At 73.8% G+C, this 18796-nt stretch carries 16 protein-coding genes; 7 read left to right on the top strand and 9 right to left on the bottom strand.

The features are described 5' to 3' along the window. Positions 1 to 168: 168 nt before the first annotated feature. A complete protein-coding gene (locus tag ACGFXC_RS01055; RefSeq protein WP_393708242.1) occupies positions 169 to 696 on the top strand; it encodes an NUDIX hydrolase in 528 nt (175 codons plus the stop codon). A 66-nt stretch (positions 697 to 762) separates the two neighbouring features. Here ACGFXC_RS01055 and ACGFXC_RS01050 read toward each other — a convergent pair whose 3' ends face one another. From ACGFXC_RS01050 to ACGFXC_RS01035, 4 genes are all read right to left on the bottom strand, one after another. After that, on the bottom strand, positions 763 to 1422 hold the full coding sequence (locus tag ACGFXC_RS01050) for a GPP34 family phosphoprotein (RefSeq protein WP_393708240.1): 660 nt from the start codon (positions 1420 to 1422) through the stop codon (positions 763 to 765). Between the two features lie 110 nt (positions 1423 to 1532). Then, complete coding sequence (locus tag ACGFXC_RS01045) at positions 1533 to 3515, bottom strand: MDR family MFS transporter (RefSeq protein ID WP_393709565.1); 1983 nt, start codon at positions 3513 to 3515, stop codon at positions 1533 to 1535. Positions 3516 to 3694: 179 nt separating this feature from the next. Continuing rightward, positions 3695 to 5053, bottom strand: coding sequence for a 6-phospho-beta-glucosidase (locus ACGFXC_RS01040; protein WP_393708238.1), 1359 nt, complete (start codon positions 5051 to 5053; stop codon positions 3695 to 3697). Positions 5054 to 5247: 194 nt separating this feature from the next. Further along, positions 5248 to 6120, bottom strand: coding sequence for a helix-turn-helix domain-containing protein (locus tag ACGFXC_RS01035; RefSeq protein ID WP_393708237.1), 873 nt, complete (start codon positions 6118 to 6120; stop codon positions 5248 to 5250). Positions 6121 to 6454: 334 nt separating this feature from the next. Between ACGFXC_RS01035 and ACGFXC_RS01030 the strand changes: the two genes are divergently transcribed. The 3 genes from ACGFXC_RS01030 (at position 6455) to ACGFXC_RS01020 (ending at position 8926) form a co-directional block, all read left to right on the top strand. Further along, positions 6455 to 7123, top strand: a complete 669-nt coding sequence (locus ACGFXC_RS01030) for a helix-turn-helix domain-containing protein (RefSeq protein ID WP_393708236.1) — start codon at positions 6455 to 6457, stop codon at positions 7121 to 7123. A gap of 64 nt (positions 7124 to 7187) precedes the next feature. After that, on the top strand, positions 7188 to 7745 hold the full coding sequence (locus ACGFXC_RS01025; protein ID WP_393708234.1) for a toxin-antitoxin system, toxin component: 558 nt from the start codon (positions 7188 to 7190) through the stop codon (positions 7743 to 7745). Next, on the top strand, positions 7742 to 8926 hold the full coding sequence (locus tag ACGFXC_RS01020; protein WP_393708233.1) for an MAB_1171c family putative transporter: 1185 nt from the start codon (positions 7742 to 7744) through the stop codon (positions 8924 to 8926). The genes ACGFXC_RS01025 and ACGFXC_RS01020 overlap by 4 nt, the downstream gene beginning before the upstream one ends. Positions 8927 to 8989: 63 nt before the next feature. Here the strand turns inward: ACGFXC_RS01020 and ACGFXC_RS01015 are convergent, their stop codons facing one another. From ACGFXC_RS01015 to ACGFXC_RS01005, 3 genes are all read right to left on the bottom strand, one after another. After that, positions 8990 to 9766 (bottom strand): hypothetical protein, encoded by a 777-nt coding sequence (locus tag ACGFXC_RS01015; protein WP_393708231.1) that lies wholly within the window; start codon positions 9764 to 9766, stop codon positions 8990 to 8992. 42 nt (positions 9767 to 9808) lie between these two features. Continuing rightward, positions 9809 to 10375, bottom strand: coding sequence for a hypothetical protein (locus tag ACGFXC_RS01010; protein WP_393708230.1), 567 nt, complete (start codon positions 10373 to 10375; stop codon positions 9809 to 9811). A gap of 188 nt (positions 10376 to 10563) precedes the next feature. Beyond that, positions 10564 to 11538 (bottom strand): helix-turn-helix domain-containing protein, encoded by a 975-nt coding sequence (locus ACGFXC_RS01005; protein WP_393709564.1) that lies wholly within the window; start codon positions 11536 to 11538, stop codon positions 10564 to 10566. Between the two features lie 389 nt (positions 11539 to 11927). Here ACGFXC_RS01005 and ACGFXC_RS01000 point away from each other — a divergent pair, with 389 nt between their 5' ends. The 3 genes from ACGFXC_RS01000 (at position 11928) to ACGFXC_RS00990 (ending at position 15403) form a co-directional block, all read left to right on the top strand. After that, positions 11928 to 13382, top strand: a complete 1455-nt coding sequence (locus ACGFXC_RS01000) for a YfcC family protein (RefSeq protein ID WP_393709562.1) — start codon at positions 11928 to 11930, stop codon at positions 13380 to 13382. Positions 13383 to 13445: 63 nt separating this feature from the next. Beyond that, positions 13446 to 14750 carry a sensor histidine kinase gene (locus ACGFXC_RS00995; RefSeq protein WP_393708229.1) on the top strand — a complete coding sequence of 435 codons (1305 nt, stop codon included), beginning with the start codon at positions 13446 to 13448 and terminating at the stop codon, positions 14748 to 14750. After that, entirely contained in the window at positions 14738 to 15403 is a 666-nt protein-coding gene (locus tag ACGFXC_RS00990; protein ID WP_393708228.1) for a response regulator, read from the top strand. The genes ACGFXC_RS00995 and ACGFXC_RS00990 overlap by 13 nt, the downstream gene beginning before the upstream one ends. A gap of 31 nt (positions 15404 to 15434) precedes the next feature. Here the strand turns inward: ACGFXC_RS00990 and ACGFXC_RS00985 are convergent, their stop codons facing one another. Both ACGFXC_RS00985 and metG read right to left on the bottom strand, forming a co-directional pair. Next, positions 15435 to 16646: a glycosyltransferase 87 family protein gene (locus ACGFXC_RS00985; RefSeq protein WP_393708226.1), complete on the bottom strand. Its 1212-nt coding sequence runs from the start codon at positions 16644 to 16646 to the stop codon at positions 15435 to 15437. Between the two features lie 211 nt (positions 16647 to 16857). Continuing rightward, the gene (metG, locus tag ACGFXC_RS00980; protein WP_393708224.1) at positions 16858 to 18573 is read right to left on the bottom strand and encodes a methionine--tRNA ligase; all 1716 of its coding nucleotides are present in this window, start codon (positions 18571 to 18573) and stop codon (positions 16858 to 16860) included. Positions 18574 to 18796: the final 223 nt, after the last annotated feature.

The raw sequence follows: 18796 nt of genomic DNA, 5'->3' as shown, positions 1-18796 counted from the left end.
CGCATCCCCCCGAGCCGGCGAACCGTACGACGATCGGACCGCCCAGAGCCTGCGCGGACGGGCCCTGACCGGAACCCGCACAACTGTCTGATTCTCCGCCTCTCGCCCCGATCGCCCCCACACCTGCGGGGTTTGACAAACCGTCGCACCGGCACGGCAAATGGAGCCATGGCTACCGAACACCAGAACCGGGCGGACCTACCGGAGCCGGCCGTGCGAGCCGTCCCCCAGCCCAACGCCGTCGTCGGCGTCGGGCTGATCGTGCTCGGCGACGACGGCCGCGTCCTGCTCGGCCAGGCCCACGACGGCCGGTGGGAACTGCCCGGCGGCAAGGTCGACCCCGGGGAGGGCTTCGAGCAGGCCGCCGCGCGCGAGCTCGCCGAGGAGACGGCCCTGCGGGCCGCTCCCGAGGGCATCGAGGTCCTCGCGGTCCAGATCGACGCGAACTCCGGCCTGACCCGGCTGACCGCGGCGGCCCTCACCCGGACCGCCGAGGGAGCCCCCACCGTCACCGAGCCGCACAAGATCGCCCGTTGGCAGTGGTTCTCCCCGGCCGAGGTGCCCTCCGCCCTCTACCCGCCCACGGCCGCCGTGCTCCGCACCTGGCGCCCGGACCTGCCGATGCTGCCGCACGTGCCCTCGTACGACTACCCGACGGGCCCGGGGACCGCCGCCGCCCCGCCGGCCGCCCGGTAGGCACGCCCGGGCGCACCTGTCCGCCCCGGACCCCGCCCCCGGACCGGCGTCCTCAGACCGGCGTCCTCAGACCGGCGCCGAGGCCATGAACACCGTGGCGGTGACCGCCGCCGCCTGCATGTCCCGGACGGCCGCGCGGACGCTCTTCCCCGCCCACTGACCGGCGGCTATCTCCCCCATCCGCGGGGCCACCTCCCGGGCCGGCCGGTCCGGGAAGGCCGGTCCGTGCAGCCCGGCCGCGTGCAGCAGGGAGATGAGGCCGGCCGTGCGCGCGTCGGGCTCCGCGCCCCCCAGGACGACGCGCCCGAGCCGCTCCCGCAGCTCCCGCTCCACGGCGGCGTCGGACCCGGGGTAGCGGCGCTGCGGGAACACCCCCGGCACCTTGCGCACCTCCGACCCGACCACGCCCCGTTCGGCGAGGCTGTCCAGCACCGCGCCGACCGCGTGGGAGTGGTCCTTCGTCAGCCAGTCCGTCACCCGCCGCTTGCTGCGGCCCCGCAGCCAGGAGCCGATCAGCTGGATCCGGCCGTCGAGCAGCCGCACCCCGGTCGGCGCCGGGTCCCGCAGTTCCAGGTACTTGCCGGTCACCGACACCCTCCGGGCCATGACCAGTTCGAGGAGTATGCCGCCCGCGACGGCCCAGCCCGCCGCCTGCCGCCGCCGCGCCGCCCCGGACCGCGCGTCCAGGGACAGCAGGACGACCTCCTCCGCCAACGTGACCGTCATGAGCGCCGCCCCCCGCTTCGCCCGCACGCCCGCACGCTTCGCCCGCGGATCCGTACGCACAGCGAAGGACGCCCGGGCCGGGCCCGGGGTTCCCCGCCGGGTTCCCCGCCCTACCCCCGCCGCACCAGGCGTGGCGCGAAATTGCCGTCGCCGAGGTCCTCGGCCAGCAGCCGCTTCGCGATCGCGTCCGCCGCCACCCTCAGCTCGGCGCTGCGGGGCCGCCCACGGTCCTTCTCCAGCTGGTCTCCGAGCCAGCCCGCCCACGCCCCCGAGATCACCCCCGCCTCCCGCTCCCCCGCCGGGGTGAGCGCGAAGAATCCGTTCTGCCGGGTCAGGAAGCCCTCCTCCGACATCCGGTCGAAGACGGGGAGCAGCACCTCGGGCGGCAGCGAACGCCGGGCCGCGATCAGGCCGAGACTGGCGTGGCCGACCGTCCGCGTCAGCAGGTCCACCTGCATGACCGCCCAGGCTCCCGCGATGTCCAGCCGCGTGTCGGAGGCGTCGACGATCCCGCGCGCCGTGTCCGGGCCCATGCTCCGGACGAGCTTGCCGACCGCCAGCTCCAGCAATTTGGCCGAATCCCCCGAGGCCGTGGCGGGCGAGGCGAAGCCGTCGCCCATGTCCGTGGACCCCGCGCGGGCGCTGTCGCGCAGCCGGACCTGCTTGAGGAAGAGGGCGACGACGAAGCCCACCGCGGCCACCGGCACCGTCCACAGGAAGACGGTCCGCAGGGCCTCCGTGTACGCGGCGATGACGGGCCCGGCGGCCGCCGGATCGAGCCCGTGCACCCCTTGGGGGCTCTGCGCGGCCGCGGCCAGCTTCGCCGGGTCGGCCCCGGTGGCGCGGGCGGCCCGGGCCACGGCCGCCGTCAGCTCGGGCTCCAGGCTGTTGGCGTAGATCGTCCCGAACACCGCCGTTCCGAACGCGCTGCCGAGCGTACGGAAGAAGGTGACGCCGGAGGTGGCCGTGCCGAGGTCGGCGTAGTCGACGGTGTTCTGGACGGCGATGGTGAGCACCTGCATGCACAGGCCGATCCCGGCGCCCAGCACGAACATGTACAGCGATTCCAGCCAGACGCCGGTCTGCGGCCCCATCCGCGACAACAGGTACAGGCCCACGCCCATGACGGCGCTGCCCACGATCGGGAAGATCCGGTAGTGCCCGGTCTTGCTGGTGACGTTGCCGCTGAAGACGGACGCGATGAGCAGGCCGATGACCAGCGGCAGGGTGCGCACGCCGGAGACGGTGGCCGAATCCCCGTCCACGTACTGCAGGTAGGTCGGCAGGAAGGTCATCGCGCCGAGCATGGCGAAGCCGACGACGAAGCTCAGCACCGAGCACACCGAGAACACCGGGTTGTGGAACAGCCGCATCGGGAGCATCGGCTCGGCGGCCCGCGTCTCCGCCAGGCAGAACAGCCCCAGGGCCAGCACGCCGCCCGCGAACAGCCCGATGATGACGGGCGAGCTCCACGCGTACTCGTTCCCGCCCCAGCTCGTGGCCAGGATCAGCGCGCTGGCGCCGACCGCGACGAGCGCGATGCCCAGGTAGTCGATGACCGGCCGCCCGGCGACCCGTACCGAGGGGATCGTGCGGGCGGCCGCGATGACGACGAGGACCGCGATCGGGACGTTGACGTAGAAGGCCCAGCGCCAGCTCAGATGGTCGGTGAAGAGCCCCCCGAGCAGCGGGCCGATCACCGTCGCGACGCCGAAGACCGCCCCGATCGCGCCCTGGTACTTGCCGCGTTCGCGCAGCGGCACCACGTCGGCGATCAGCGCCATCGAGGTGACCATCAGACCGCCCGCGCCGATGCCCTGCACGCCCCGCCACAGGATGAGCAGGGTCATGTTGCCGGCGAGGCCGCAGAGGAAGGAGCCGGTGATGAAGACGACGGCGGAGATCTGGAAGATGAGCTTGCGGCCGAAGAGGTCGCCGAACTTGCCCACCAGCACCGTCGCGACGGTCTCCGCGAGCAGGTACGCGGTCACCACCCACGACATGTGGGCCGCCCCGCCCAGATCGGCGACGATGGTGGGCAGGGCCGTGCCCACGATCGTCTGGTCGAGCGCGGCGAGCAGCACGCCCAGCATGATCGTGCCGAAGACGACGTTGCGCCGCCGCCGGTCGAGCACGGGGGGCGCGGCGGCTGTGGCGGGAGCAGTGGTCACTCTCGCACTGTCACAGCACGCACCCGTCCCCGCATGCCGCAAGCCGCCGTACGGGTGAACCGGACGCGAGCCCCCGCCCCGGCCGCCCCGCCCCGTCGCGGTCAGCGCAGGTACGCGAGACCCGGGTGCTCCGCCGCGTAGCCGTCCAGCAGCCTGCGCGCCACCGCCACCGAGTCCACCAGCGGGTGCAGCGCGAAGGCCTTCACCGCGTCGGCCCGCGCCCCGCTCGCGGAGGCGGCCAGCACCTCCCGTTCGGCCGCCTTGACGGAGGTCACCAGCCCCACCGCGTGCAGCGGCAGCGGGTCGACGGCCACCGGGTGGGCCCCGTTGGCGTCGACCAGGCAGGGCACCTCGATCACGGCCTCGGCGTCGAGCACCGACAGGGTGGCGCGGTTGCGGACGTTGAGGATGAGGGTGGCGCGCTCGTCCCGCGCGATGGCCCGCATCAGGGCGAGGGCGACCTTCTCGTACCCGCCCGACTCCAGGTCGCTGTCCTCGCGCGCGCCGACGCCGGCGACCTCCCGGTTCTCGGACATGTACGTGGCCTCGCGCTCGGCCCGCGTCCGGTCCCAGGCGGCGAGCGCCTGCCCGGCGGGGCCGTCCGCCGCCCGGCCGGCCTCGGCGTAGAAGGCGCGCTGCTGGTCGCGCAGGAAGGCCCCGCGCGTCTGCTTGGCCTCCTGGTACGCCCGGACGGTGTCCCGGTTGAAGTAGTAGTAGTGCAGGTACTCGTTGGGGATCGCGCCGAGCGAGCGCAGCCAGTCCGCGCCGAAGAGCCGGCCCTCCTCGAAGGACTCCAGGGCCCCCGCGTCGGCCAGCAGCCGGGGCAACTCGTCCCGGCCGCCGACGCGCAGGCCGCGTACCCAGCCGAGGTGGTTGAGGCCGACGTAGTCGATCCAGGCGTCCTGGGGGCGGGCGCCGAGCAGCCGGGCGATCCGGCGGCCGAGCCCGACCGGCGAGTCGCAGATCCCGATGACCCGGTCGCCCAGCACCTCGGCCATCGCCTCGGTGACCACCCCGGCCGGGTTGGTGAAGTTGATGACCCAGGCGTCCGGGGCGTGCCGGGCGATCCGGCGGGCGATCTCGCGCACCACGGGAACGGTCCGCAGGCCGTAGGCGATCCCGCCCGCGCCGACCGTCTCCTGGCCCAGGACCCCCTCGGCCAGGGCGATCCGCTCGTCGGCGGCGCGTCCTTCCAGTCCGCCGACGCGGATGGCGGAGAAGACGAAGTCGGCCCCGCGCAAGGCCTCGTCGAGGTCCCCGGTGGCCGTGACGGCCGGGGCGTCGGGGACCGCGGCGGCGGCGGCCTGGCCGGCGAGGACGCGGGCCATGGCGGTGAGCCGGGCGGGGTCCGCGTCGTAGAGCGTCACATGGGACACCCGGCCCTCGCCGCGGTCCGCGAGGAGGGCTCCGTAGACGAGCGGAACGCGGAATCCGCCCCCGCCGAGGATGGTCAACCGCACGCCCCTACCGCCTTTCGCCGTCACGGCCGCTGCCGTGGATCACCGGACCAGGGAACCACGGACGGCGCCGGGACCGCCCGGACCGCCGCGGATGCCACGATCGGTGACATCCGCGCGATGACGCGGATCGTGGCACGCACCCCGCGCGGACCCACCGCGGAAGGCGGCCGTGGCCCCGGGAACCGCGCTCCCGGTCAGTCCACCGGCGACGGCACGGCCCGCAGCCGCGCCCCCTGCTGCTGCGGGAACCCGGTCCCGCCGCGCACGGGACCCGAGGGCAGGCCCTGCGGCGCCGACAGCACCAGGGTGACCCGGGTCAGTCCCATGCCCTCCAGCATTCGGCTGGATTCCGCCACCATCCGGCACCGCACGACGCCGTATCCGGGGTCGGGGTGACGGACCGTCCGCACGGCCCCGTCCTGCTCGGCGGCCAGTTCCCCGTGGGTGCTCAGCCAGTGCGGGACCCCGTAGCGGTAGGCCGCCTCCATGAACGGGTCGCGGGCCACCTCCTGACGGATGCTCCGCAGTCCCTCGTCCTCCGGAGCCGCGCCGAGCGCGGTCGCGAACTGGGCGAGCAGCGGTACGCACCAGGCCGGTTCGTGGTCCTCCAGCACGGCCGCGGCGTCCGGGTGGAACAGCACGAAGCGCAGGAAGTTGTCGTCCGGCAGGGCCGTCGGATGCGGGCGCACCGACTGGAAGAGCCGGTCGAAGGCCGAATTGGTGAGCGCGACGTCCCAGCGGTGGTCCACCAGGAAGCTCGGGTAGGGAACGGCTTCCATGAGGGCCGCGTAGTCACACAGGTAATCGCGCTGGGCCGGGTCCTGGGGCAGCCGGTTCTCCTCGGCCGCGCGCCAGGTGGGCGGCGGATCGCGGTCGACCATCACCCTGAACAGCCAGAAGCACTGCCGCTCGCTCATCTCCAAGGCCTCGGCCAGGGCGAGGAGTTTGCGGTCCGTCCACTCCTTGACGAGCCCGCGCTCCCAGTTTCCGTACGCACGTACGCTGATGCGCAGGCGGGACGCGACGTCCTCCTGGCTCAGGCCCAGCTCCTCGCGGCGCTGGCGCAAAATCTCCTTGCGTCGCTCCGACCGCACTGCGCCACGGACGGACTCCTCGCCCGCCAGGCGTTCCTCACCGGCTCGGACGAGGCCATCAGACGGGCCCACCGCTGCGAGATGTGGCACCGAGAGCTCCCCCTCCTCACGGTCTGGATCTTCATTTCCGTGTGGCGATCCTGCTACCGACTTCATTCGAGTGTCAACTATTGTGGCAATTCCAGCCTCGCGACAGCTCATTCCCGCCACAGCTGTGGCAAGTTCTAGCTCTCCCGGGGTAGACCGGATAGATTCCCTGAGGCCGACCACGTGCCCACTGACCTCGCGCGATCTAGGAGAACCACTGGTGACAGACGGCTTCCCGGCTCCCGTCGCGGTGGCCAACGCGCCCCTGGCAGCGACCGTCACGCGGGTCGCCGAACTCGCGACGAAATTGGGCCGAACCAGGAACCAGGTCTTCGACCTGCGGCGGCTCTCCGAGGCCTCCGGGGTCCCCACGGACGTGATCAAGACCCTGCTCGACGGCCGCTCCGCCGGCGAACCCGATCTCCAGGCGCGCTTCCTCCAGCGCCTCGACCTGCTGCGACGCACCCGGGTGAAGCCCAACGGCCGCCGCTACACCCAGCAGGAGATCGCCGACGGCGCCGGCATGTCGCGGCAGCAGGCGGGCGCCCTGATCAACGGCGACCGCCGCCCCACCATGGAGCACTGTGACGCCATCCAGCGCTTCTTCGGGGTGCACGCCGGCTTCCTCACCGCCCACGACGCCGACGCCCTCACCGACGCCCTCCAGCGCACCGAGCAGCAGCTGCTCCAGGACTTCGCGGGGCGCGAGCGGCAAACCGTACCGGCCGAGGCCGCTTCGGCCGGCGATCCGCTGGCAAGACTCCTGCAGAACCACGGTGTACGGGGCATCGCCTGGCGCGCCGCCCAACTGCCCAGCGACAAGCACCGGGACAAGGTGACCGAATGGCTGGACATGCTTCTGGAAAGCGTCAAACCGAACGAATCATGACCCAGTCGAAAGTCTGGATCTGATCCTTGAGTCCTGATCCGGATCCGCGCCGACGGGGAGAACGGTGAGCATAGGCAGAGCGCAGCGGCGACTGTGCGGGGAGCTGGTGTCCGGCATCAGGCTGCCCGCCCCCGTCGAGCCCCTGGACCTCTACGCCGCCCTCTGCGAGGGCATGAGCCGGCACCGCGGGCGCCCGGTGGAGTTCCGGATGGCCGCCTTCCCGCAGGGGACGGCCAGCGGGCTCTGGCTCGACATGGCGGACCGCGACCTGGTCGTCATCGAAGAACGCACCGCACCAGACCACCAGCTGGTGATCCTGGGCCACGAGCTGTGGCACATGAAGGCGGGCCACTGCAGTCACCACGTCGACGGGGCCGCCGTCGCCGCGCGGCTGCTCGCCGACGGCGCCGACCTCGGCGAGACGGTGCGCAGCGTCGCGGCGCGCACGCGTGCGGACGTCCAGGAGGAGACGGAGGCCGAGACCTTCGGGCTCCTGCTGGGCAGCCGGTGCCGCACCTGGCTGGCCGGGTCCGCCGGACTGCGGGCGCCGGCCCAGCGCGACGAGCTGGCCGGCCGCATCGAGACCTCCCTCGGCTACCGGGGGCACAGGAACGACCGTTGAACGGACAGGACTACTACATCCCGGCAGTGGCGATGGCGGTCTCCCTCGTCTTCAAGCTGCCGGCCCTGCGCACCCACTGGCGCGATCCGCTCCTGCGGTCGGTCTGCGTCCTGCTGGTCCTGGCCACCCTGGTGTTCACCTTCGCCGCCCCGCCCACCATCGAGGCCGTCAACCGCTGGACCGGCATCCCCAACGTCTCGGCCCCGCTGGTGTACTGCCTGATGACGGCCTTCAGCGCCTCCTGCCTGATCCTGATGTTCAACTGGCGCGGCGGCCCGGCGCGGGAGATCCGGCGCACCACGCGGCGCTGGATCGCGGGCTACTCCGTCGTGATCGTGGCGATCATGGTGTTGTCCGTGCTGGGGGACACGCCCGTCGAGCGGCTGCGCGACTTCGACACGTACTACGCGAACACCCCGTACGTCCGCCTGATGATCGTGTCCTACCTGCTGGCGCACAGCGTGGCCGCAGTGACCATGGTCGCGATGTGCTGGCACTGGTCGGTACAGGTCCGCGGCTGGCTGCGCGGCGGACTGGTGATCATCGTGTCGGGCTACTCGATCAGCCTCACCTACGACGCCACGAAGCTGTCCGCCGTCGGCGCGCGCTGGCTCGGCCACGACCTCGACTTCCTGAGCACCTACGTCGCCCCGCCCCTGGCGTCGGCCGCCGCCCTGGTCAGCGCGGTCGGCTTCGTCCTGCCGCTGGTGTGCCAGCGGCTGTCGGACAGCTGGCACACCTGGACGACGTACCGGCGGCTCGGCGCGCTGTGGCACGAGGTGCGCAGCACCGCCCCCGGCACCCCCTGCGTGCGGATGTCCTGGTGGTCCCCGGCCGAGATCCGGGTGATCCAGCGGGAGTCCGACATCCACGACGGCTTCCTGCGCCTCGGCCCCTGCTTCGACCGCCGCCACCGCGACTCGGCGTACGAGCGGGCCCGCGCGGCCGGGGCGGACGAGGAGACGGCCCGCGCCGTCGCGGACGCCGCGATGGTCGCGGCCGCCGTGCGCACGAGCGCCGCCGCCCCCGAGGGGACGGCGGACGCGGACGGCGATCCGGACGGCGAGCAGGTGCTGGTGGCGGCCGACGGCCCGCGCGACCTCGTCCGGATCTCCGACGCCCTGCGGCACTCCCCGGTGGTGGCGGCGGCCCGGCGGCAGGCGGCCCTGGCGGCGAGCTGACGGGCCGCTGACGGGGAGCTGACCGGGCCTCCCGGGACCGCGTGACGCCTGCGGGACGACGGCTCAGCGCGAGGCCGTCACCGTCACCGCCGGGAAGAGGTCCTGGAAGGGCCCGGCGGAGTCGGTGCCGTCCCGCCCGTACGGGGCGTCGAAGCTCCACACCATGAAGAGCAGGAACACGATCAGCGCGCTGAAGAGGCCCGCCAGCAGCAGTTCACGTCCCGACCGCCGGATCTGGAGGGTGAAGATCAGCCCGATGGTGACGAGACCGCCGACCACCAGCCCGAACCAGATCACGCTCGGCAGGGTGGACTCGTCGCTCTGGGTGCGGGAGTGGCGGGCGTCGTCGGCGGCCGCGATGTGGTCCAGCAACGGCTGGTAGGCCTGCGCCTGGAGTTCATTGGCGGGGCTCTGGTGGGTGACGTCCCCGCGCAGCTTGCCGAGCAGCTGCGCGCCCTCGTCGGAGGCGCTCTGCCCCGACACCAGGCGCGGCCAGTCCACGCTGACGGTGTGGGAGACGTACGCGTCCACCTCGCCCCGGATCCGGTCCCGGACGGGCGCCGGGTAGACGTCGGCGCGCTGGGTGACCTCGTACAGGGACTGCGCCTCGCGGCGCACGCTGTCCTCGGCCGAGCCGCGCGCCTCCCAGACCCCGGCGATGGCCAGGCCCAGGACGATCGCGTAGACCACCCCGACCATCATCGTCATGTACTCGATGACGTCAGGGGTTTCGCTGGTGTCCTCGTCGGCCGCGACCCGGCGGTGCCGGATCGCGGTGATGGCGAGGACGACGGCGCAGACGAGCGCCATGGCGATGGCCAGGACCAGCCATTCGGACACGAGAAATCTCCCGTTCGTGGGTGCGTGGGTTCATCGGGTGCGTCAGCCGCGGCTCTTGGAGCGGGGGCGCAGCGCGGCGGCGGCGAGCACGGCCGGGGTGGTGACGACCACCAAGAGCATCATGGTCGTCAGGCCTTTCGGGCCGCGCCGCTCCGAGGCCGCGGAACGGTACGGGCGCACGTGGAAGGCGCTCACCCGTGCGAGGGCGGTCCCGGCCGCGGGCGGGGCGGGAGCGGCGGCCGGGACCGGCTCGGGTCCGGGCCCGGCGGCCGGCGCGGGCCGGGCCGGCCGCGCCGGGGCCCCCGGCGCCGGGGCCGCGGGCCCGGACACCGGCGCGAGGCCCGGCGCGACGCCCGGGTGGCGCACCGTGGGGCGCTCCACCCCGGGCGGACTCACCCGCACGGAGGGCAGGGCCACGGGCGGCACCGGCACCCCGGGCGGCAACGAGGCGGGCGGCCGCACGGCGGGCGGCTTCGGATGCCCGCCGGGCACGCAGACGTCGACCCGCGCCCCGTGGCCGTGGCCGTCGCCCGCGACCGCCACGTGGCCGTGCAGCGGGCACAGCGCCGCCACCAGACCCGCCCCGGCGAAGTACTGCCAAGCCGTCACCGCACGCCTCCCGATCCGGCAGCCGATGTGAGGGTTACGGCTGAAGAAACGATCAGGGGGCCGGTTCGACACGCGGCATACAGGTCAAGATCCTTGTGCGAGTACCGACTTCGGGCGCTCGCGGGGCGCGGTGTCCGCACCCCGCCGGCCGGCGGCCTCGGAACGGCCACCGCACGGCTTCCGGCAGGTCAGCGACCCGGCCGCGGCGGTGCGGGTTCGCTCTCCGGCCCGCTCGGGCCCGCGGCGTCGGCCGCGCCCGCGCCGCCGGCCGGGCCGTGGCCCGTCGCCGTGGCCGTGGCCGCCGCCGCCGCCGCCGCGAGGATCCGTAGCGCCGCCTCGGAGGGCGAGCCGGGCTCCACGGTGTAGGCGATCAGGATCTGGTCGGGGTCGTCGGGCAGCCGCAGGCTCTCGTAGGCGACGGTGAACCCGCCGGCCAGCGGGTGGCGCAGGTGGTAGCCGCCGTGCGTCTTCTCCGCCACCTCCTGCTCCTGCCAAAGCTCCACGAACTCCGGGCTGTGTTCGGCCAGTTCCTCGATCAGCGCGGCGAACCGGGCATCGTGCGGATGCCGCGCCAGGTCATAGCGGAGGTAGGCGACCAGGTCCCGCGCCTTGGTCCGCCAGTTGGCGTAGCGGCCCCGCACGTCCGGGTCCAGGAACACCAGCCGGGCCTTGTTGCGGCGCTCGGGCGGCAGGGCGGCGAAGTCCGTGAGCAGGGCGGCGCCCAGTGGGTTCCAGGCGAGGACGTCGGTGCGCCGGCCCACCACGAAGGCGGGGGTCCCGGGCATCGAGTCCAGCAGCCGGAGCAGCCCCGGCCGGACCCGCTGGGCCCCGTCGTCGCTGTCCGCGCCCCGCGCCGCCGTACGGGAGCCGGCGCGCCCGGCGTTGCGCACGAGCCGGGTCAGGTGCGCGGTCTCGGCGGTGTCCAGCCGCAGCGCCGCCGCCACGGCGTCGAGGACGGCGTCGGAGACGTTCTCGGCGCGGCCCTGCTCGAAGCGGGTGTAGTAGTCCACGCTGACCCCGGCGAGCCGGGCCAGCTCCTCGCGGCGCAGCCCCGGCACCCGGCGGCGTCCGCCGACTGCGGTCAGTCCCGCGTCCTCGGGGCGGATCCGGGCACGGCGGGACCGCAGGAAGTCGCCGAGCTCGGTCTTGGTGCTGGTCCGCATCATGATCCGATCCTAGAACGGGGCCCGCGCCCGCCCGCCCCGGAGCGCCCGTTCACCCGTACGGGCCCGCCGCCACGGCGCGCACCGCTCCTCCGGCCGATGATCGGAACACGCGGGACCGCGGACCCCCGGCAGCGGGCCCCCGACCGCGGGCCGCGGAGCACGGATCGCGGTGGGGGATCTCGGATCGCAGATCGCAGATCGCAGATCGCAGGTCGCAGGTCGCACCAGAGGGACGGTGGCGCGTGGCAGCAGACGATCAGGCCGCTCCGGCGGACGCGGGCGGCCGCCCCGACGGCGCCGGCCCGGCGGCACCGCCCCCGCCCGTCCCGCCCGTCGCGGAGCACGAACCCCCGGCCCCCGCCAAGCGGCTCGCGTTCCCCAGTGCCCTGACCGTCCTGGCCCTGGTCACGGTCGCGGTCTGGCTGCTGGCGTTCCTCGTCCCGGCCGGCCAGTACGCGCGCAACGACAGCGGCGCCCCGCTGTCCGGCACCTACCACCGCGTCCACGACACCCAGAGCTTCACCGACCGGCTGAACGACCTCTTCCTCTCCCCCGTCAACGGCCTGTACGGCATCCAGGACCTCACCACCCACGAGGTCGGCCCGAGCTTCACCGGCGCCCTGTACGGCAGCGCGGGCGTCTTCCTCTTCGTCCTCGCCATCGGCTCCTTCATCACCGTCGTGTTCGCCACCGGCGCCCTCGACCGGGGCATCGCCCGCCTCGCCCACCGGCTGCGCGACCGCGGCGCCCTGCTGATCACCGCCGTGATGCTCGTCTTCTCCGTGCTCGGCACCGTCGAGGGCTTCGCGGAGGAGACCCTCGGCTTCTACGGCCTGCTCGTCCCGATGATGCTCGCGCTCGGCTACGACCGGCTCGTCGCGGTCGGCGCCGCGATCCTCGGCGCGGGCATCGGGGTGCTGTGCTCCACCGTCAACCCCTTCGCGACCGGCGTGGCCTCCTCGGCGGCGGACATCTCGCTGGGCGACGGCATCGCGCTGCGCTTCGTGATGTGGATCGTGCTGACGGCCGTCACCATCCTCTACGTCGTCCGCTACGCGCGGCGCGTCCAGAAGGACCCGGCGAAGTCCCTGTGCGGTTTCCTGCCGGGCGACCGGATGCAGAAGGCCGCGGCCGATTCCGACGAGGAGCCGGTGCTGAGCGGGCTGCACCGGACGGTGCTGGTGCTGCTGGTGCTCGTCTTCGCCTTCATGATCTTCTCGGTGGTGCCCTGGTCCAGCGCGCTCACCGGCAAGGCCGACGCCGCCCCGTACTCCTGGGAGCTCGACTGGTCCTTCCCGCAGCTCTCGGCGCTCTTCCTGTGCGCGGCGGTGCTGGTCGGCCTGGTGGCCCGGATGGGCGAGGCGAAGCTGAGCTCCACGATCATCCAGGGCGCCGCCGACTTCATCTCCCCGGCCCTGGTGATCATGCTGGCGCGCGGGGTCACCGTCATCATGAACAACTCGAAGATCACCGACACCGTGCTGCACTCCATCGAGGGCGTGGTCAAGGGCACCTCGTCCAGCCTCTTCGCGGTGATCGTCTTCCTGGTCAACCTCCCGCTGGCCTTCCTGATCCCTTCCACCTCCGGCCACGCCACGCTCGCCATGCCCATCCTGGCCCCCCTCGCCGACTTCGCGGGCGTCTCCCGCGCGGTGGTGGTGACCGCCTGGCAGGCCGCCAGCGGCTGGATGAACCTCTGGGTCCCCACCACGGCCGTCACCATCGGCGGCGTCGCCCTGGCGAAGGTGGGCTACGACCGCTACCTGCGCTTCGTATGGCCGCTCCTGGCCGTCCTCCTGGTGCTGATCTGCGGCTTCGTGGCGCTGGGCGCCGCGATGTGACGGCACGTCGGGGCGGCGGGCGGCCCGGCCGGCGCCCCGCCCGGACGGCCTAGGCTGGACCGCATGTCCGCGATCACCTCCCCCCTCCCCGCTCCCCCGGTGGCCGTGTGGGAGGTGGCGCGGCGGCCCCTGCGGTTCCTCGGCTCGTGGTGGCCCTGGCGGTGCTGGGCCTACCTGGGCGGCGGGTTCCTCCTCGGCTGCCCCGTGCTCGTCGCCGTGGTGCTGCTCACCGGCCTCGCGGTGCTGCTCGCGGTCACCGGGGTCGGACTGCTGCCGGCGGCCGCCGCCCTGGCCGGCTCGGTGCCCCTCGGGGAGCTGGAGCGCGCCCGGCTGCGCTGGATCGACCCCGAGCCGGTGGCCGATCCGCACACCTCGCTCGCCGGGGCCGGTCCGGCCGCCTGGCTGCGGACCCGGCTGCGCGAGCGCGCCACCCGGCGGGAGTTCGGGTACGCCGCCCTGCTCGGGACCCTCTTCGGCGCGGCCGGCTTCGGGGTGCTGGCCCTGGTCGCGTTCTCGCTGCTCCTGGTGGCCTCCCCCGCGATCGTGTGGGCGCTCGCCCCGGAACCGGTGATGCTGATACCCGGCCGGGCCGTGGCGGGCCCGCTGGAGGCCCTCGGCGGAACGGCCGCCGGGCTGGCGGGGCTGGCCCTGTCGGCGTACGCGGGCGCGCTGGTCGCCGGGGCACAGGTGCGGACCGGCCGGTGGCTGCTCGGGCCCCGCGAGGAGGACGGCCGGGTCCTTGAGCTCACCCGCTCCCGGGTCCGCCTGGTGGAGGCCTTCGAGGCCGAGCGCCGCCGCATCGAACGCGACCTGCACGACGGGGCCCAGCAGCAGCTGGTGGCCCTCCGCATGACCCTGGGCCTGGCGCAGCTGCAGCTGCGCGGGATCCCGGAGGCGGCCCCGGCCGCGGCGCTGGTCGCACGGGGACACGAAGAGGCGAAGCTCGCCCTGGAGCAACTGCGCGACCTCGTGCGCGGGATCCACCCGCAGGTGCTCGCCGACCACGGACTGGCGGCGGCCGTCGCCGAGGTGGCCCTGCGCCATCCCGTACCGGTCACGGTCGATCTCGCCCGCCTGCCGCGGCTTCCCGAACCCGTGGAGACCACCGCCTACTTCACCGTCACCGAGGCCCTCGCCAACGCCGCCAAGCACAGCGGTGCCTCGCGGGTCGCCGTCGCCGGTAGGGTCGAGGGCGACCGGCTCACCCTCACCATCAGCGATGACGGCCGCGGCGGGGCCGATCCCGGCGCGGGGGCGGGCCTGGCGGGACTCGCGGACAGGGTGGCGATGTTGCGGGGCAGGCTGACGGTGTCCAGTCCGCTGGGCGGACCGACCGAACTGCGCGTGGAGGTGCCGTGCTCCGGGTGATCCTCGCCGAGGACTCCGTCCTGCTGCGCGCCGGGCTGACGGAGCTGCTGACCCTGGGCGGGCACCGGGTGCTCGCCGCCGTCGGAGACGCCCCCGCGCTGCTGCGGGCGGTGCGCGCCGAACGGCCGGACGTCGTCGTCACGGACGTGCGGATGCCGCCCGGGCTGCGCGACGAGGGCCTGCGGGCCGCGCTGGAGCTCCGGGACGAGGACCCCGGACTGCCGGTCCTGGTGCTCTCCCAGTACGTGGCCACGGCGTACGCGACCCAGCTCTTCGGCGGGGGCTCGGCGGCCGGGCTGGGCTACCTGCTCAAGGACCGGGTCGGGGAGGTGACGGAGTTCCTCGACGCCCTGGAACGGGTCCACGGCGGCCAGACCGTCATCGACCCGGAGGTGGTCCGGGTGCTCCTCGCCCCCCGGGACGAGCGGGACCGCCCGCTGGCCCGGCTGACGCCGCGCGAGCGCGAGGTGCTGGCGCTCATGGCCGAGGGGCTCAACAACCAGGCCCTGGCCGCCCGGCTGTTCGTCACCGAGGCGGCCGTCGTCAAGCACGCGTCCAGCATCTTCATGAAGCTCGACCTGGACCCGACCGAGGGCAACCGCCGCGTCCTGGCCGTCCTGGCCCACCTCCGCGGCGCGGCCGCCCGCCCCTGAACGCGGCCCCGGGACGGGTTGCCCGCGCGGACTACCGGGCCACCGCAGGGCGGCGTTCGCGCCGGCCCGAGCGGGCCACGACGCGGGAGGGGGCCGGCTGCGGCCGCGGGGCCGTCGCGCGGGCCCACAGCACCAGCAGCACCGGCAGGGCCAGGTACCCGAAGCGGCCCGCCGGAGCCAGCAGGAAGGCCAGCGTCAGCCCGAGGGCGAGCCGGTCGGCGGCGGCGACGAGGGTCCGCGGCGGGCACACCCGGAGCGAGAGCGCCACCGCCAGGCCGCCCAGCGCCAGCAGGCCCACCGTCAGGTACCAGCCCCACGGCCCGAGTCCGGCCAGCAGGTGGCCCGGCAGCGGGCTGCTCGCCGGGGTCGCCACCTCCGCCCGGCCCGTCGGGAAGGCGAAGACCTGCCGCCACAGCTCCTGCGGCTGGAGCAGTACCCCCGGCAGCACCAGCACGGCCGTGCCCGACGCGGCCACCGCCGCGCAGCGCACCGCGGCACGGGCTCCCCGGCAGGCCCCGAGGACGGCGAGGACCACCGCGACCGCGGGCAGGGCCGTCCACTTGAGGGCGCACGCCGCCGCGAGCGCCGCCCCCGCCACCGCCGGGCGGCCCGAGACGGCGGCCGCGAGCGCCAGGCAGCACAGGCCCGCCAGCGGCAGGTCCACCCCGCTCACCACCAGCGGCAGGGCCACCACCGGCGAGGCCACCAGGACCGGGAGGAGCTGCTGGGCGGGCCCGCCCAGCATCCGGCGGCCGGCCCACAGGCTGGCGAACAGCACCGCCGCGCACCAGATCCGGGCATCACCGAGGAGGCGCACCGCCCAGCCGTCGCCGCCGCCCAGCAGGGCGCGGGGGAGGCCGAGGAGGGCCATGCCGGGCAGGTACGGGGTGTACTCCTCGACCCCGGCGGGCCGGTCCACGTAGAGCCGTCCGGATTCCAGCAGGAGCCGCCCGGACCGTTCGATCACCCCGACCTCGGACTGCCCCTGCCCGGTGAGGACCAGGTACAGCAGGGGGACGGCCACGGCTCCCAGCAGGGCCGCGCCCAGTGCCGCCCGGCGGCGCCCCAGCACGGTGGCCCCGGCGGCGGCCAGGTACCCGGCGGCCGCGCACCAGCCCCACAGCCGGTGCGGGCCGAGCGAGGAGACCAGCGGGAACGACAGGGCCCAGGCGGCCGCGAGCAGCCACCCGGCGGTCCGGCGGACGGCGGGGGAAGCGGCCCGGAGGCGGGAGGAGGGGGTCATGGACCCATTCCAGCCGCGCGGCCCGCTGCGGTCTGCACGGTCAGGCGGAGCCTTCGCGGTCGGGTTTTCCCTACCTGGGGCACCCGTACCCGGGGGACGCCCGCACCGGGGACACCCGCACCCGGGGGACCCGCGCCCGGGGGACCCGCCGCTCACGCCGAAGGGCGCGACCTGGGAGGTCGCGCCCTTCGGGAGCCGGATGCGGGGACCGTCAGGCCTCCGGGGTGCCGCCGAAGCGCTCCCGGTAGGACTCCAGGTCCTCCTCGGTGATCTTCGCGAAGAGCACCGGCGGCACGGTGAACGGGGTCCCGGCCGGGACGGCGTCCAGCGCCTTGGCCTGCTCCGCCGTCACCCACGTCGCGGTGTCGTCGGCCAGGGCGAACGCGGAGCGCATGGCGCGCGCCGAGGTCGGGATGAAGGGCTCGGAGACCACCGAGTAGAGGTGGATGAGGTTCATCGCGGTGCGCAGGGTCAGCGCCGCGCCCTGGGGGTCGGTCTTGATCTCCAGCCAGGGGGCCTTCTCCTCCAGGTAGGAGTTTCCGGCCGACCACAGGGCGCGCAGCGCGGCCGCCGCCTTGCGGTACTGGAGCGTGTCCATGTGGCCCTCGTACTCGGCCAGCAGCTCGGCGATCTGCTCGCCGAGCTTCGCCTCCGCCTCGCCGGCCGCGTTGCCCGCCGGGACGTCGTCGCCGAACCGCTTGCGCGAGAAGGACAGCACGCGGTTGACGAAGTTGCCGAGGGTGTCGGCGAGGTCCTTGTTCACCGTGGCGGTGAAGTGCTCCCACGTGAAGGAGGAGTCGTCGGACTCGGGCGCGTTGGCGATGAGGAAGTAGCGCCAGTAGTCGGCCGGGAGGATCTCCAGCGCCTGGTCGGTGAAGACGCCCCGCTTCTGGGAGGTGGAGAACTTCCCGCCGTAGTACGTCAGCCAGTTGAAGGCCTTGACGTAGTCGACCTTCTTCCACGGCTCGCGGGTGGCGAGCTGGGTGGCGGGGAACATCACCGTGTGGAACGGGACGTTGTCCTTGGCCATGAACTGCGTGTAGCGGACGTCCTCGGCCTCGTACCACCACGACGTGTGGGACCGGTTCGCCGGATCCAGGTCGGCCCACTCCTTGGTGGCGCCGATGTACTCGATCGGAGCGTCGAACCAGACGTAGAAGACCTTGCCCTCGGCGGCCAGTTCGGGCCAGGTGTCCGCGGGGACCGGCACGCCCCAGTCGAGGTCGCGGGTGATGGCGCGGTCGTGCAGACCCTCGGTGAGCCACTTGCGGGCGATGGAGGAGGCGAGCTGCGGCCACTCCTCCTCGTGCTCCGCGACCCAGGCCTCGACCTCGTGCTGGAGCACGGACTGGCGCAGGAACAGGTGCTTGGTCTCGCGGACCTCCAGCTCGGTGGAGCCGGAGATGGCCGAGCGGGGCTCGATCAGGTCCGTGGGGTCCAGGACGCGGGTGCAGTTCTCGCACTGGTCGCCGCGGGCCTTGTCGTAGCCGCAGTGCGGGCAGGTGCCCTCGACGTAGCGGTCCGGCAGGAAGCGGCCGTCGACCGGCGAGTAGACCTGCCGGATCGCGCGCTCCTCGATGAAGCCGTTCTCCTGGAGCTTGCGCGCGAAGTGCTGGGTGATCTCCCGGTTCTGCGCGGACGAGCTGCGGCCGAAGTAGTCGAAGGACAGCTGGAAGCCGTCGTAGACCGCCTTCTGGGCGTCGTGGGCCTGCGCGCAGAACTCGGCGACCGAGATCCCGGCCTCCTTGGCGGCGAGTTCGGCGGGGGTGCCGTGCTCGTCGGTGGCGCAGATGTACAGGACGTCGTGGCCGCGCTGGCGGAGGTACCGGGAGTACACATCCGCCGGAAGCATCGACCCGACCATGTTGCCCAGGTGCTTGATCCCGTTGATGTAGGGAAGCGCGCTGGTGATCAGGTGTCGAGCCATCCTCGGATGCTCCATTCGTTTCATTTGTACGGTGGTGACGGATTCATCCGCGACGGCGTGCCGTGACGGATTGTGATGCGGTTCATCGTATCGAACCGCCGAAAGGGCACGCGCCCGCATTTCGCCCGGGTGGTCGTGACGCAAAAACGGCGAGGGCGGTGACCTCTGCGTCACGGCCCTCGCAAGGGGCCCATGGTACAGGCGCAGGGCGGACGACCCGACC

The organism is Streptomyces sp. NPDC048507 (assembly GCF_043199995.1).
Classification (GTDB): Bacteria; Actinomycetota; Actinomycetes; order Streptomycetales; family Streptomycetaceae; genus Streptomyces.
This window is presented reverse-complemented; position numbering and strand designations above follow the sequence as displayed.